The organism is Mycobacterium sp. 852002-51057_SCH5723018 (genome assembly GCF_001667035.1).
In the GTDB taxonomy this organism is placed as follows: domain Bacteria; phylum Actinomycetota; class Actinomycetes; order Mycobacteriales; family Mycobacteriaceae; genus Mycobacterium.
In genome coordinates this window covers 1-12,877 of the sequence record NZ_LZIR01000082.1, presented here as the reverse complement: position 1 = coordinate 12,877, position 12,877 = coordinate 1, and the positions used below count along the sequence as shown (strand labels likewise).

Sequence of the window (12,877 nt, the reverse complement as noted above, 5' to 3'; positions counted from 1 at the left end):
TTCATCACCCAGTTGGGTCGTAACTTCCAGGTGATCTACGAGCAGGCCAACTCCCACGGCCAGAAGGTGCAAAGCGCCGGCAGCAACATGGCCAGCACCGACAGCGCCGTCGGCTCCAGCTGGGCCTGACAGCATCGCGATGGCCCCGGGTGCGGTGAATGATGTACACCCAACGATGTCTCAGTGGGTGACGATCGTCGAGGTCGAACGGCATAACGCGGCTTGCTCGCAAGCTGGTCCAGCGCAGGCGGTTTCGCTGAGCGCGTCTTGAAGTCCGTGGCCCTGAAACGAATACCTCATTCAGCTGCACCCGGGGCAGTTCGCGTCACCTGCCGCTCGTCGAAAACCCACGTCGCTGTTGAAGTCCGCCTCGATTCGCATGCTGTCGCAAGCGTGCCTCGGATATGCGGTTGTCGAGCGGAGCCTAAACTGTGCCATCCATTTTCAGACAGCGGAAACTCCGCAGCTCTTCTAGCCGACCTACTCCCCGCTGGTTGGCAATGTCCGGTCAAGCGTGAGGACACCCAATCGGCGATTCCGGCAAATCGATCCTCCGGCGTTCGCAGTGGTGCACCGCGGGAGCGAAAGTCATCGACATCACCGTCGCCGGCACGCTGCGTCCCCACGACCTTGCCGACGGGCCTTGGCTGGGGACCGGTCATTACACGATATTCGTGACGTCGTGGGAACGTCGAAGTTCGACGTCACCATCGAGCCGAACGAGCGGCTCGACCGACACGTAGCGGGGGTTCTTCAGCACGGACCTGTTCGACCGAGTATCCGCTCACACGGGGATTCCATTGCACTGCTTGTGGATTGGGTTGACCCGATCGAGCCGACGGCGAGCTTGTTGGCGGTGCGGCTGGACTTGAGTTTCGGTGGTGGGACTCGACCTTTTGTGTTGCCGCGATGCGTCGCGCATGCGTTGACGGAGGCTTAGCCGCTCGCTGGCCGCAAGCGGCCATCTCGCCGCACTTGAGGACAGCCAGTGCTCCTAGGCGCGCGGGAGCGGCGCGAGGTCGGTCCTCGGTCGGGGCACGACCACGGACGTCTAGTCCGTTTTCCGAGTGCAATCCAGGGCTATCAAACGTAATGATCGGATCTAAAGACTCCAAGTCTGCTTGATAAGGAGACAGCGAGACGAAAAGTATGTATATTCTCCAACAAGAGCATCGTCGGTATTACAGCCCGGCGCCGCGTTAAGCGCGGTCCGCTCGGCCTGCTTCATTAGGAGGAGCACATGTCTTTCGCAACCACGCAGCCGGCGATGCTGGGGACCGCTGCCGCAGACCTGCAAGGCGTCGGCTCTGCCATGGGCGCTGGGAATATGGCCGCGGCAGCCGCTAACGCGGTCGCTGCGCTTTAAGCCGGGTATGGATTTCTAAGCGGAGCCTGAGCCGTGACATCACTTTTCGCGAAACCAGATACTCGGCAGCTGTTGGAGCAGACGGATTCACCATCGGTTGGCGAGGCGCTAACCGATGCTAATGAGGTCGGCGCCGGCGATTCCCAAATATCGTCCCGCCCACGTTCGCAGCGCACCGCGGCAGCAAGCGTCACTGAGATGGCCGCAGTGACTCCGCTGCAGACATCCGGCTTCAAAGCGCCCACGGCGCTACCTGCAATTCCGAAGTCCCTTCGTGCGCGGTGGCAGCAAGGCTACGGCAATTGGCTTGCGGCTTCTGACATCATCGTCGTGACCGGAGTCGTGGCGGCGGCGCACATCCTCCGATTCGGGAACGTAACGAGCGGCAGCCTGTGGACGGGATCCGCGTCGATCGCCTACTCGGCGGTCTCCATCGCGATCATCTTGGCGTGGACCTTGGTCCTGGCGATCTACCACACCCGTGCGCAGCAAGTGATCGGAGCTGGCCCCGAGGAGTTCCGTCGAGTATGGACGGCCACCTTGGGAATGTTCGGCGTTATCGCCGTTATATCTACCCTTTTCAAGCTCGAGATCGCGCGCGGTTATCTGGCAATCGCGTTTCCGCTCGGCCTCCTGGCGTTGTCCGTCAATCGCCACGTGGCCCGCATGTACCTGGCAGCACAGAGGCGTCGTGGTCGCTTCACGACCGCCGTCCTCGCCGTCGGCGAGCCCATATCGGTGACGCTCCTGGCGCAATCGTTGAGCCGACGTCCGGCCGATGGTTACACAGTGGTCGGTGCCTGCACTCTCGGTGGTCGGCAGCTTGAAAACATCGTCGTCCCCGGACTCGGGCCGGTCCCAGTATTCCCATACGCGGACGACATTCGACACGCGATCGCAGCATCGCGGGCCGACACCGTCGCGTTGACCTCGGCGGCGGAGTTGGGGCCGGAAGGCATCCGTGACCTATCGTGGCAATTGGAGAAGCTCGCTGTCGACCTGGTCGTGTCGCCGGGAATAGTTGATGTGGCTGGCCCGCGGCTGACTGTGCGGCCGGTGGCCGACCTACCGCTGATCCACGTTGACAAGCCTCAGTATCAAGGGGCCAAGCGTTTCCAGAAGCGGGCGTTCGATGTCTGCTTCTCGCTGCTTGCGTTGCTCGCCGCATCGCCGATCATGATTGCTGCCGCCCTGGCGGTAAAGCTGACCAGCCGGGGCCCGGTCTTCTATTGCGCCGAACGAATCGGGCTGGACGGTACGCCGTTCCGGATGATCAAGTTCCGCAGCATGGTTGTCGATGCCGACCAGCGACTGGCGGAGTTGACCGATCTCAACGACAGCGTCGGCGGTGTGTTGTTCAAGATCCGCAGGGACCCCAGAGTCACTCGAGTGGGCAGGATTCTGCGCCGGTACAGCATCGACGAACTCCCGCAGTTCTTTAACGTACTGCGTGGGGAAATGAGCGTCGTCGGACCTCGTCCACCCCTGGCGTGCGAAGTCGAGACCTACGACCACCGGGTGCGGCGCCGGCTGCTAGTGCGTCCAGGCATCACCGGACTGTGGCAGGTCAGCGGACGATCCGACCTGTCCTGGGAAGACTCGGTGCGGCTAGATCTGTCCTACGTCGAAAACTGGTCAATGCTAAGCGATTTGGCGATCGCGGCAAAGACGGTCGGGGCGGTCTTCTGTAGATCGGGCGCATATTGAGCGTGCGATCGGATCGTCCAAAGCAAGGTTTCCGCAGCCCAACAGAGAAAAAGACGGAAAGGCAGCGCATGCATCGAAATCTCCTCCCGGGCGCGGTTGTAACCGGAATCGGGTTAGTTACGCCGGTCGGGCGAGGAATCGACGAGTTCTTCTCGGCGCTATGCACTCCGACCTCCGGGCTGGTGCGCCCGCCGGAGGGACACTTCGCCGAGGGGCTTGTCGACGCGCTCGGCATCGCGCCGCCAATCGACCCTTTCGACGTCCTGCCGGAAAAGGATGCCCCTTTCGCGGACCGCTTTTCGGTGACGGCCGTGGCCGCGGCAGACGATGCGATCGCGGACTCGGGGATTCGGATCGGTATCGACGTCGACCCGTTGCGCGTGGCAGCGGTGATAGCAACGGCGACCGGCGGCACCATGACCTTCGAACAGCAAGCCCTGCTGCAGAACGAGCACGGGTTCGATGCGGTGGACCGCCACTTGTTCAACGGGTTCCTGCCGAACATGGCCGCATCCCGGATCACCATCAAACACGGCATCCGCGGTATGAGTCACTCGATCGCCTCAGCGTGCACGGCCAGCGCACAAGCCGTCGCCGAAGCGCTGCGGCTGATCCGCGCGGGTGACGCCGACGTGGTGATCTGCGGCGGCACCGAGGGGCCGCTCGGGCCCACCGGTCTGGCCGGGTTTTACAACGCCGGAACGCTGGCCTCCGGATGGGCGGACCCGACCGCCGCGAGCAGGCCATTCGACAGTGACCGTAACGGTTTCGTGGTCGGTGAGGGTGGCGGCGTGCTCGTGATCGAACGCGCGGATTTCGTCGACGCCCGTGGTGGCAGCGGATACGCGGATCTGATCGGTTGGGGCGCAACGAGCGATGCATACCATCTGGCCATCCCACGCCCCGACGCCAGCGGCATCGCCGCCAGCATGCGGATCGCGTTGCGCAACGCAGGTGTGGTGCCCGGCGAAGCCGGTTACCTGAACGCCCACGGCACCGGCACCCGCGTCGGTGATCTTGCCGAGGTGAAGGCCATTCGCGCCGTGTTCGGCGACGACCAGCCGTTAGTGAGCTCGACGAAAGGGGTCACGGGGCACCTCCTCGGGGGTGCTGGCGTCATCGAGGCGGCGGCAACAGTCCTCGCGCTGGCACGCGGGCAACTGCCTCCGACGAAGAACCTGGATCAGCCCGACAGCAAGTGCGATCTCAACCATCTGCGCGACAACGCCGTGGCGAAATCCGTCGAGATCGCGATGTCCAACTCCTTCGCCTTCGGCGGGCACAACGTCAGCCTGGTCTTCGGCCCCCCATCCACACGCCGCCGGCGCGGCGCACCGGATTCCGTTGTGGAGGCATGAGGTTACCAACCACCTCCGGGAACAGACCGGTCAAAACCAATAGCAACCCCGTACTAGAAGACTAGGAAGCCATGGCGCACATAGCCTTATCCGATAGTGGCATCGCCGCTCCCGACATCGACTCCGTCGGTGACGTGGTGGCGGACTTCGCCGCTGCGGCCAGAGATTGGCCTTACCGTTCTGCGATCGAGCACAACGGGACCGCCATCACGTATCGAGAGTTCGCGGAGCAGGTTCGTCTTACCGCATTGCGCTACCTCGCACGCCGGCTCGACGCCGACGGGCCATCGGGTCTGATCGGCGCATTGGTCTCCCACACACCCGCTGTGGTGGAGCACCTCCTTGGAATACTGCAAGCGCGCGCCACCTACTGCCCGATCGACGCGACTCTTCCGGTCGCCCGTAAACAGGCGCTCGCCGCGGCACTCGGAGTCGACCGACTTTTTGCGCCGGCCCCGGACGCGAGCGAACCGATGAACTTGCGGGTTGAGACGCTCGACGAGGACCCGGAAGCTTCGGATACCGACCTGCCGCAACCGTTATGGCACCGGAGCGATCCGGCGTATGTGCTGTGCACCTCGGGATCTACCGGGACACCGAAGCCGGTGGTGGTCTCGCGCCGTGCCCTCACGGCCACGGTGCGAGCACTGCGCGACCTCTTCGCAATCACTCCTGAGGACCGCGTGCTCCAGTTCGCTTCCCTCGGCTGGGACACCTGCTTGGAGGAGATCTTGCCCGCGCTAACCGGCGGGGCGACATTGGTTTTCGACGACGAGGCCCATTCCGGCTCGTTCCCGCGTTTTGTCCGCATGCTGGCAGAACGCAAGGTCACCGTAATCGACCTGCCCACGGCGTTCTGGCACGAACTGGTGCTCTTCCTGCACGAGGAGCGCGCGGCGCTGCCAGACAGCGTCCGGCTGGTGATCATCGGCGGCGAACGGATCGACCCCACGCGACTGGGGCAGTGGCGTGATCTGAACGTGGCGCACGTCAGGTTGCTCAACACCTACGGATGCACCGAAACGACGATGATCACCCACGCGGTGCAGCTGGCCGGCCCCGGCACCGAACCAGAAGTCGCGGCCCGTGACGCCGAGGCGCCCCTGGGGCGTCCGTTGCCACACGTCCGCGATTACGTCACCGAAGAGGGTGAACTGCTGATCTCGGGCCTCTCGCTGGCCACCGGGTACCTCGGGTTGGCGGAACTTACCGGCAAGGGATTCCCGGTCGCCGATCACGGCTTCGGGCCGACGCGGTGGTTCCACACCGGCGACATGGTCAGCCGCGGCGAGCACGGGTTGCTGTATTCGCGCGGCCGCGCTGACGAGCAGGTGAAAGTCCTTGGTGTCCGCGTTCATCCGGCAGAGGTGGAGGCGCAGCTGAACACCCACCCGGCGGTCGCGGGCGCCGTCGTGGTCGGCGAGCGCATGCTCGGGCACACGTCGTTGACCGCCTACGTTGCCCTGGCCGGGGAAATTACTCCGGCGGAGCTGAAACGTTACTTGCGTGAGCGCCTACCCAGCCAATTCGTGCCCAGCCGAGTGAAGTTCGTTACCGCACTGGCTTACACATCCAGCGGAAAAGTTGATCGAGCGGCAACGCGACGCGCAGCCGCGGACTATGACAGCAAAGGAGCAGGCCGATGAGCGCCGACTACATCGTTCAAATCTTCAGCAGGATCCTCGACACCTCCGAGGTGAACCCGAGTTCCGACTTCTTCGAACTGGGCGGCGATTCGCTGTTGGCGACCCGCGTGCTCAGTGCGATTGCCCGGGAATTCGGGACGGAGTTGTTGTTCGAGGACTTCGTCGATGACCCCTCGGCGGAGGGGTTATTCGCTAAAGTCGCCGCCTCAGCGCCGTGATCGGGGGAGACATGCGCGTGGTCGTCGTCGGTGCCGGCCTGGCCGGACTGACCGCCGCGGTCGAGTTGGCGGCGGCGGGCGCGGAAGTCACGGTGCTGGAGGCGCGTGACCGGGTAGGCGGCCGGATGCACGGCATTCCGATATCCGCGACGGTCTTCGCCGATGGGGGCGCTGCCTACCTCGGTGTGCGGCACACCGAACTGCTCGCACTGCTGCGGGAGCACGGACTTGACGTCGTCTCCACAGGGATGGCCGGGCATAGCACATTCCTGGTGTCGGAACGGCGAACGACTTCTGCGGGTCGGGTGCCCCCGCTTAGCGCGATCGCGCTCGGCGATCTCTTCGAACGGCTCGAGGAACTCGTCGCGCAGGTCCGGCCTGATGCGCCATGGCAGAGCCCACAGGCGGGACGTCTGGATCGGCTGTCTGCCGCGCAGTGGCTTGCCGACGAGGGCCTGCATCCGGACGCGCAGACCTTCTTCCCGCTGTTCATCGGCGAGATGATGGCCGCCGACCCGGCCGCGATCTCCGTTCTGCACATGGCCTTTTATCTGCGCTCCGGCGGAGGAATCCGGTATCTCAATGCCTTCGAGGGCGGGGCCCAGCAGTGGCGGATCGATGGCGGATCGCACCTGCTGTGCGGGGCGCTTGCTGACCGGCTTGGCGAGCGTGTGCAATTGCAGCAGGCGGTCCGTGCGATCGATCAGGACACTGAAGCGGTTGTGGTGCACACCATTTCGTCTGTTGATGGCACGCGGTCCGAGTATCGAGCCGACCGCGTGGTCGTCGCGGTGCCGCCGCTGTTAGCGCAGCGGATCGAGTTCCGGCCGGCTCTGCCCGCGCCACGTGCGACCCCGGCCACCGGCCGTGGGTGCGCGGTCAAGGTACATCAGAGCTATCCGGCTCCGATCTGGCGTGAGGACGGCTTGTCCGGGTGGTCGGTGAGTGCGCACGGACCGCTGCTATCTACGGTCGATGATTCTCCACCGGATGAATCCGCGGGTGTGCTAACGGGATTCGTCACCGGTGCGGCGGCGTCGGCCTTCAGCGCGCTGTCGCCGGCAATGCAGCGCGAGGCGGCCCAGGCCCACACTCATCGGCTCTTTCCGCAGTTACCGCCGCCGACACGATGCACTGTGACCGACTGGCTGGCTGAGGAATACAGCAGGGGATGCTACGCAGCCCTGTTCGGCCCCGGCGACTGGTTGCGGCTCGGTCCGACGCTGACCGAACCTCACGACCGAGTCCACTGGGCGGGCACCGAAACCAGCCTGGAGTTCTTCGGGCTGATGGAGGGGGCGATCAGGTCGGGCCAACGGGTCGCGACGGAATTGATCCACGGCGCTGAACCGACCGCCGTTTCGCGAAAGGTTATGTCGCGATGACATTACTCACCGAACTCACCGACCCCCCGCATATCGGTTTCACCGCGGCCATCGATCAGCCGTATACCTATGTACGCAAGCAGTTGTGGGAACCGGATTGGCGTCGTTACCCGGGTTGGGCGACCGTCACCGAGTCCGACTGGCGGGATGCGCAATGGCAGCGGGCCCACTCCGTCAAGAACATCGGGCAGCTGCGCGCCGTGGTAGGCGACCTGCTCGATGAGCGGTTCTATGCCGACCTGGCCGCCGATCAGCAGCAACGGGCCACCATGTCAATGCTGCTGCCGCCGCAGATGCTGAACACCATGGCTCCCAACGGCGCGCCGGACCGCGACGGGCTCACCGAGGCCTTTTACGCCGATCCGATCCGCCGCTACATGCTGCCGCTGCTCAGCGATCGCGAGCCGGAGTGGGGCTCGCATCCGTACGCCGAGCGAGATTCACTGCACGAGAGCGAGATGTGGGTGGTGGAAGGACTCACCCATCGATACCCGACCAAGGTGCTCGCCGAAATGATTTCGACCTGCCCGCAATATTGCGGGCACTGCACGCGGATGGATTTGGTCGGCAACTCCACGCCAACGGTCAGCAAGGCCAGGCTGACCCTGCACCCGGCCGACCGGTACGACCGAATGCTGGACTACTTGCGCGCCACACCGACGGTGCGCGATGTCGTGGTTTCCGGCGGGGATGTGGCGAACGTCCCCTGGCCGCGGCTGGAATCGTTTGTCACGCAATTGCTCGAGATTGACACCATCCGCGACATCCGCTTGGCGACAAAGGCGCTGGCCGCCCTGCCGCAGCACTGGCTGCAAGCGACGGTGGTCGACGGGGTCAACCGCGTGGCGCACGTTGCCGCCGCGCGCGGTGTCAACCTGGCTATGCATACCCACATCAACCATGTGCAGTCGGTGACCCCGCTGGTCGCGGAGGCGTCGCGCGCGCTGCTCGACGCAGGGCTGCGAGACGTGCGCAACCAGGGTGTGCTGATGCGTGGGGTGAACGCCACCGCCGACGACCTACTCGACCTGTGCTTCGCGCTGCAGGGCGAGGCGAATGTCTTACCGTACTACTTCTATATGTGCGACATGATCCCCAACGCCGAACACTGGCGGACGCCACTGTGGCAAGCTCAACAGCTGCAGCTTTCGATCATGGGTTATCTGCCCGGCTTCGCGACGCCACGCATTGTCTGCGACGTTCCCTACGTCGGGAAGCGGTGGGTCCATCAGGTGGTGCGTTACGACCGGCGCTTGGGCATCTCGTACTGGACCAAGAATTACCGCACTGGTTTGGATGGATCGGACGTCGACGCCTTGACCCGTGTCTACCCGTTCTACGACCCGATCGACACCCTGCCGGCATCGGGCCGGGCGTGGTGGCGGGAAAATAGCCACCTGCCTTGCGACGCGGCACTTTCGGTGGAAGACGGCTCGGTCGCGCTCGCCTCGGACGGCGGCGACGATCCGGTTTCGACCCCAGGCGCACCTTCGGTGACCCCGTCGTCGAAAGGCCACACGATGTGATCACTCCGGTGGGTGAGACAGAGATGGTCTGGATGGTATCGGTTTTCCCGCTTGGTTCGGCGAACCCTCGGTCGGTTGGTGAATGTGACTACGACATGTTGCAAGGCTGAGCGATGCCCTCGACATTGAACAACAGGCCACGCGTCTTGTCTGCGGCGGTCGACCAGGTCTTCTCCAGCGCCAGCAACGGGATCTTCACATTCGCTGTCGCAGTTGCCTCTACGACGGAATCGTTCGGCGAGATCGTGCTCATGATCACGGCCTTGGTCGCCATAGTCGGGGCTCAGCGCGGCGCGGTGGGAACTCCACTACTGCTGAAAGCAGATCAAACGACCGAGCGAATACGCCAGGAGGGTTCGTTCGCGCTGCTTGCCGGGCTGGCGGTCGGTTGTGCCGTGCTCGGCGTGATGGTGGTCTTCGGATACGGAGTCGGCCTGCCTGCAGTTATGCTCGCCATCTCCGCGCCTATCGTGTTGTGCCAGGACATCTTGAGGTACGTCGCAATCTCTGAGGGCAGACCGCACGTCGCGGCGACCTGGGATGGCGTCTGGTTCGTTGGAACTGTTGTGCTTCTTGTCTCGGCTTGGCTAAAGCTCTCCACAGTGCCGTGGCTGATTGGGGGATGGGCGGCCCTCGGGCTGGTTGCGTTCGCCGGTATGGCGGCGGATCTTCGGGTGTTACCCCGGCTCGATGGCTTCGGGCGGTGGGCGCGAGCTGGATGGCAACACCGCATCAGGTATGGCATCGACGCCGGGCTCGAGCAGATTACCGTCTTCCTGGTTCTGGCAATGGCGGCGGCTATGTTGAACCCGACGGCCACCGCGGCCCTTCGCGGCGCAACGGTTCTGTTGGCCCCCATTGCCATCCTGGCGGCCGCCCTGCAGGTAATCGTTATCTCGGAAAGCACCCGCGACTCGGCACAACCGCAGGCCGTCTGGCACGCCTCATTGCGATGGTTGGCCGGCATTGCAGCGTTGGCTGCGGTGGGAGGGGCGGTGCTGTGTTGGTTGCCGGTCAGGGTGGGAGCCTATCTTTTGGGGCCATCGTTCGAGCCGGCCCAGCATGTGGTTCCGATAGTGGTAGTCCAGTATTGCGCAAACGCGGTTGCGTTCGCGTTGGCTATTTTTCTTAAGGCGCTGAATCGAAGCTCGGACGTAATGCGTTTCAAGATCGCGTCGATGATCGTGACGCTCGTGGCTGCCACGGGCGCCGCATTCTTGTTCCGCAGCGCAAGCGGGGTCGCCGTCGGCTTGGTGGTAGCAACTTTCCTGGTGTCCTCGCTTGGGCTGGTCTATTACGCACCGTGGAAGGCGCGCGCTCGCGTGTCCTCGGTGGACATCGCGGCGGGGGCGTCGATGACTAATCCAGCAGAGAAGCAACGCGGACGCGGGCGTCGCTTAAGCAGCGGAAGCTGACGCGCGCGTGGCGTTGTATCGTCGGCTCCTTGCGCTGAGCCTTGCGTTCCAGGTGGCTCTCGGAATGTGTTGTCCACGCGCGACCGCAAGCGTCGGTGAGGCGCGACTGAACTTTCAAGTCCTGCGAGATGGTCCGGCCCCGGCGAGGTTTGGCCCCGGTCCCGCCTTGGTGACGACCAACCCGCCCGACAATGTTCCGACGATGCTAAGAGTTGCGGGCGGCAAGCTGACGAATGCGTCCACGGTCGATGGCCGCGCGGCCGGCTACTACACTTCCCCGAACTTGGGCGGGCAGGTCACGACCATTGGTGCTCGCTGGACGTTTACCCAGCGGGGTGGGACACGGGGCGCGATGGCACTTCTGATCTCCCATGGCGCCTTGCATCGCCCGTTTTCGGTGCATCTGGTGATCACACCGAATCTGTGGACTTTCGGGATATGGCCCCCCGATGGCTCGGTACCGGGTGAGCTAGAAACGTTGCAATCGCAGCGTTTTCAGGTGCCCCTCGATGAGGACGGCACACAAGTCTATGAGGCGCAGGTCGAAATCAACGGCGAGCGTGCGGATATCGAGCTGCCGGACGGCGAGCACCAAACCGTGATAGATCAGCGCATCGCCGATTGGGCCGGGTCGTTCGCCACATTCGAGGCCTACTCGGACCAAGGTTTGACGGATTCGCGTGTGGGGTTCACCGAAATATGGGCGCAGAGCCAGCGGGTCTAATGGCGAGCAGCGGTCAAACACATTGGCGTTACGGGTCGTTCGTCGCGCCGCCGGCGCCACAGTGCGACAGCCGCGCCATGATCGGACTATCACGGATGTCGGCGTAACAGGGCGGACGGCAATGATCTCAGCTCCCGACGTAGGACGGCTCGAGTTGGACCGACTCGTTTCACGGAAGGTCCTGCGCCATTCGTCTACTGTCGATCGTGTGGCGAAACCACCAGGAACGCATGTGCGCCGGCTGGCATGGACGGCGGCGGGCGCATCAGCTGGGGGCCTCCTACGCTACTGGGTCCATCACATCTGGCCGGGGCGTGCGCTTGCGGCCACCCTCGTGATTACCGCAGTTGCGGCGGTGTTGATCGGCTTCGCGGTTGTTGCGCCGATTCGAGCTTCGGTGAAGACGGTCTTGGTTAGCGCAGGTGGGGCCGCGGCAAGCATTAGCGCCGTCGCGACGCAGGCCGTCTCAGTAACACCGACGCAATCAATATTTGGCCTGGCAGGTTATCTCGTGTGTGTCCTTGCCGGCGTCCTATTGGGCATGCTGATGGCATTCTCTGTCTCGCGAAATGTTGAACGCGCAGAACGTAATTGAGGGTCGCCATGGGCTTAGCGCTTTTCGTCTTCGGTTCCGCGACAGGGGCGGCGCTTGCCTGGTTCGTCGACCACCGTGAGCCGAGTCGGTCAACTGTTGTCACGTTTAGCGGCATTGCGTGTGGGCTACTGGGCGCTTTGACGTACGCAAGTAGATTTACAACCGCGCCAGCGATCGAGGCCGGGTTCGGGCTTCTCGGCACGGCGGCACCATTGACTTTGTGTATGACGCCTTTGCGCGCCGTTTCTTGCCGGGGGGAAATCCTGCCTGCGGTCTGCCGCGTCGCCGCTATGCTGGCGCTTACGTTGGTGTACGGTATCAGCTGCGCCACTTTGGGATTCGTGTCGGTGCACAGCGCGCGCCACGTCTTTGGTATGCAGCATATTTCCGGTAAGCAGAATACGGGCAAACCCGTAGACTGTGTCATTATGATGTCGCTGAAGCCTTCTCATGCGTCCAAGCCAGGCTTCCGCCCCTACTCATGAAGTCGCGGGCTCTCCGTCGTCCGTCCGCCTGGGCGGGCGTGGTGGTGCTGGCCGCAGTCCTGAGCCTGGCGTGGGTATCGCACTGCACCTACCCGACGACTGTGCAGGCGACGGCGGGCACGATGTACCTGCCTTTCAACCTGAACGAGGCAGGGACTCCACGAAGAGTCTTCGCGCACTACATGCCCAACTTCCCCATATCGATAGACAACAAAGATGGGGACAAAGATTATTACGCAACGCAATACCTGACGGTGGGTGGTGAAAACGGCGAACACGCCGCATATGGCGGATTCCTGAGGGATAGGCCGCTGCCACGCGCCCACAGCGACGTGCAAGATTGGCAGCTGGCGGATCTGCGAACGGAGATTGGCCAAGCACAAAGTGTAGGCATTGACGGATTCGCGGTTGACGTGATTCAGCCCCACGCCTCGTCCAACGTCGTCGACCGG

The 12,877-nt window shown here is 63.7% G+C and carries 8 protein-coding genes and 2 pseudogenes; all 10 read left to right on the top strand.

The features are described 5' to 3' along the window. Positions 1-129 (top strand): annotated as a pseudogene (locus A5764_RS17745) (type VII secretion protein EsxI); the annotation flags it as partial. A 1,435-nt stretch (positions 130-1,564) separates the two neighbouring features. Continuing rightward, the gene (locus A5764_RS17740) at positions 1,565-3,073 is read left to right on the top strand and encodes a sugar transferase (protein WP_067114899.1); all 1,509 of its coding nucleotides are present in this window, start codon (positions 1,565-1,567) and stop codon (positions 3,071-3,073) included. Positions 3,074-3,141: 68 nt separating this feature from the next. Further along, positions 3,142-4,431 (top strand): beta-ketoacyl-[acyl-carrier-protein] synthase family protein, encoded by a 1,290-nt coding sequence (locus A5764_RS17735; protein WP_067114897.1) that lies wholly within the window; start codon positions 3,142-3,144, stop codon positions 4,429-4,431. Between the two features lie 71 nt (positions 4,432-4,502). Next, positions 4,503-6,077 carry an AMP-binding protein gene (locus A5764_RS17730; RefSeq protein ID WP_067114895.1) on the top strand — a complete coding sequence of 525 codons (1,575 nt, stop codon included), beginning with the start codon at positions 4,503-4,505 and terminating at the stop codon, positions 6,075-6,077. Beyond that, positions 6,074-6,295: an acyl carrier protein gene (locus tag A5764_RS17725; RefSeq protein WP_067114891.1), complete on the top strand. Its 222-nt coding sequence runs from the start codon at positions 6,074-6,076 to the stop codon at positions 6,293-6,295. The genes A5764_RS17730 and A5764_RS17725 overlap by 4 nt, the downstream gene beginning before the upstream one ends. Positions 6,296-6,306: 11 nt before the next feature. After that, positions 6,307-7,680 carry an FAD-dependent oxidoreductase gene (locus tag A5764_RS17720; RefSeq protein ID WP_067114900.1) on the top strand — a complete coding sequence of 458 codons (1,374 nt, stop codon included), beginning with the start codon at positions 6,307-6,309 and terminating at the stop codon, positions 7,678-7,680. Then, positions 7,677-9,206, top strand: a complete 1,530-nt coding sequence (locus A5764_RS17715) for a KamA family radical SAM protein (protein ID WP_231989744.1) — start codon at positions 7,677-7,679, stop codon at positions 9,204-9,206. Before A5764_RS17720 ends, A5764_RS17715 begins: the two co-directional genes overlap by 4 nt. A gap of 113 nt (positions 9,207-9,319) precedes the next feature. Beyond that, entirely contained in the window at positions 9,320-10,621 is a 1,302-nt protein-coding gene (locus A5764_RS17710) for a hypothetical protein (protein WP_156664736.1), read from the top strand. Between the two features lie 169 nt (positions 10,622-10,790). Beyond that, a complete protein-coding gene (locus A5764_RS17705; protein ID WP_067114887.1) occupies positions 10,791-11,345 on the top strand; it encodes a hypothetical protein in 555 nt (184 codons plus the stop codon). Between the two features lie 1,118 nt (positions 11,346-12,463). Next, positions 12,464-12,877: pseudogene (locus tag A5764_RS17700) on the top strand (hypothetical protein); the annotation flags it as partial.

What these genes read in the sequence shown, in the direction of transcription:
- A5764_RS17740 (WP_067114899.1), top strand. Translation starts at nt 1,565, where the DNA reads ATGGCCGCAGTGACTCCGCTGCAGACATCCGGCTTCAAAGCGCCCACG.
- A5764_RS17735 (WP_067114897.1), top strand. Translation starts at nt 3,142, where the DNA reads ATGCATCGAAATCTCCTCCCGGGCGCGGTTGTAACCGGAATCGGGTTA.
- A5764_RS17730 (WP_067114895.1), top strand. Translation starts at nt 4,503, where the DNA reads ATGGCGCACATAGCCTTATCCGATAGTGGCATCGCCGCTCCCGACATC.
- A5764_RS17725 (WP_067114891.1), top strand. Translation starts at nt 6,074, where the DNA reads ATGAGCGCCGACTACATCGTTCAAATCTTCAGCAGGATCCTCGACACC.
- A5764_RS17720 (WP_067114900.1), top strand. Translation starts at nt 6,307, where the DNA reads ATGCGCGTGGTCGTCGTCGGTGCCGGCCTGGCCGGACTGACCGCCGCG.
- A5764_RS17715 (WP_231989744.1), top strand. Translation starts at nt 7,677, where the DNA reads ATGACATTACTCACCGAACTCACCGACCCCCCGCATATCGGTTTCACC.
- A5764_RS17710 (WP_156664736.1), top strand. Translation starts at nt 9,320, where the DNA reads ATGCCCTCGACATTGAACAACAGGCCACGCGTCTTGTCTGCGGCGGTC.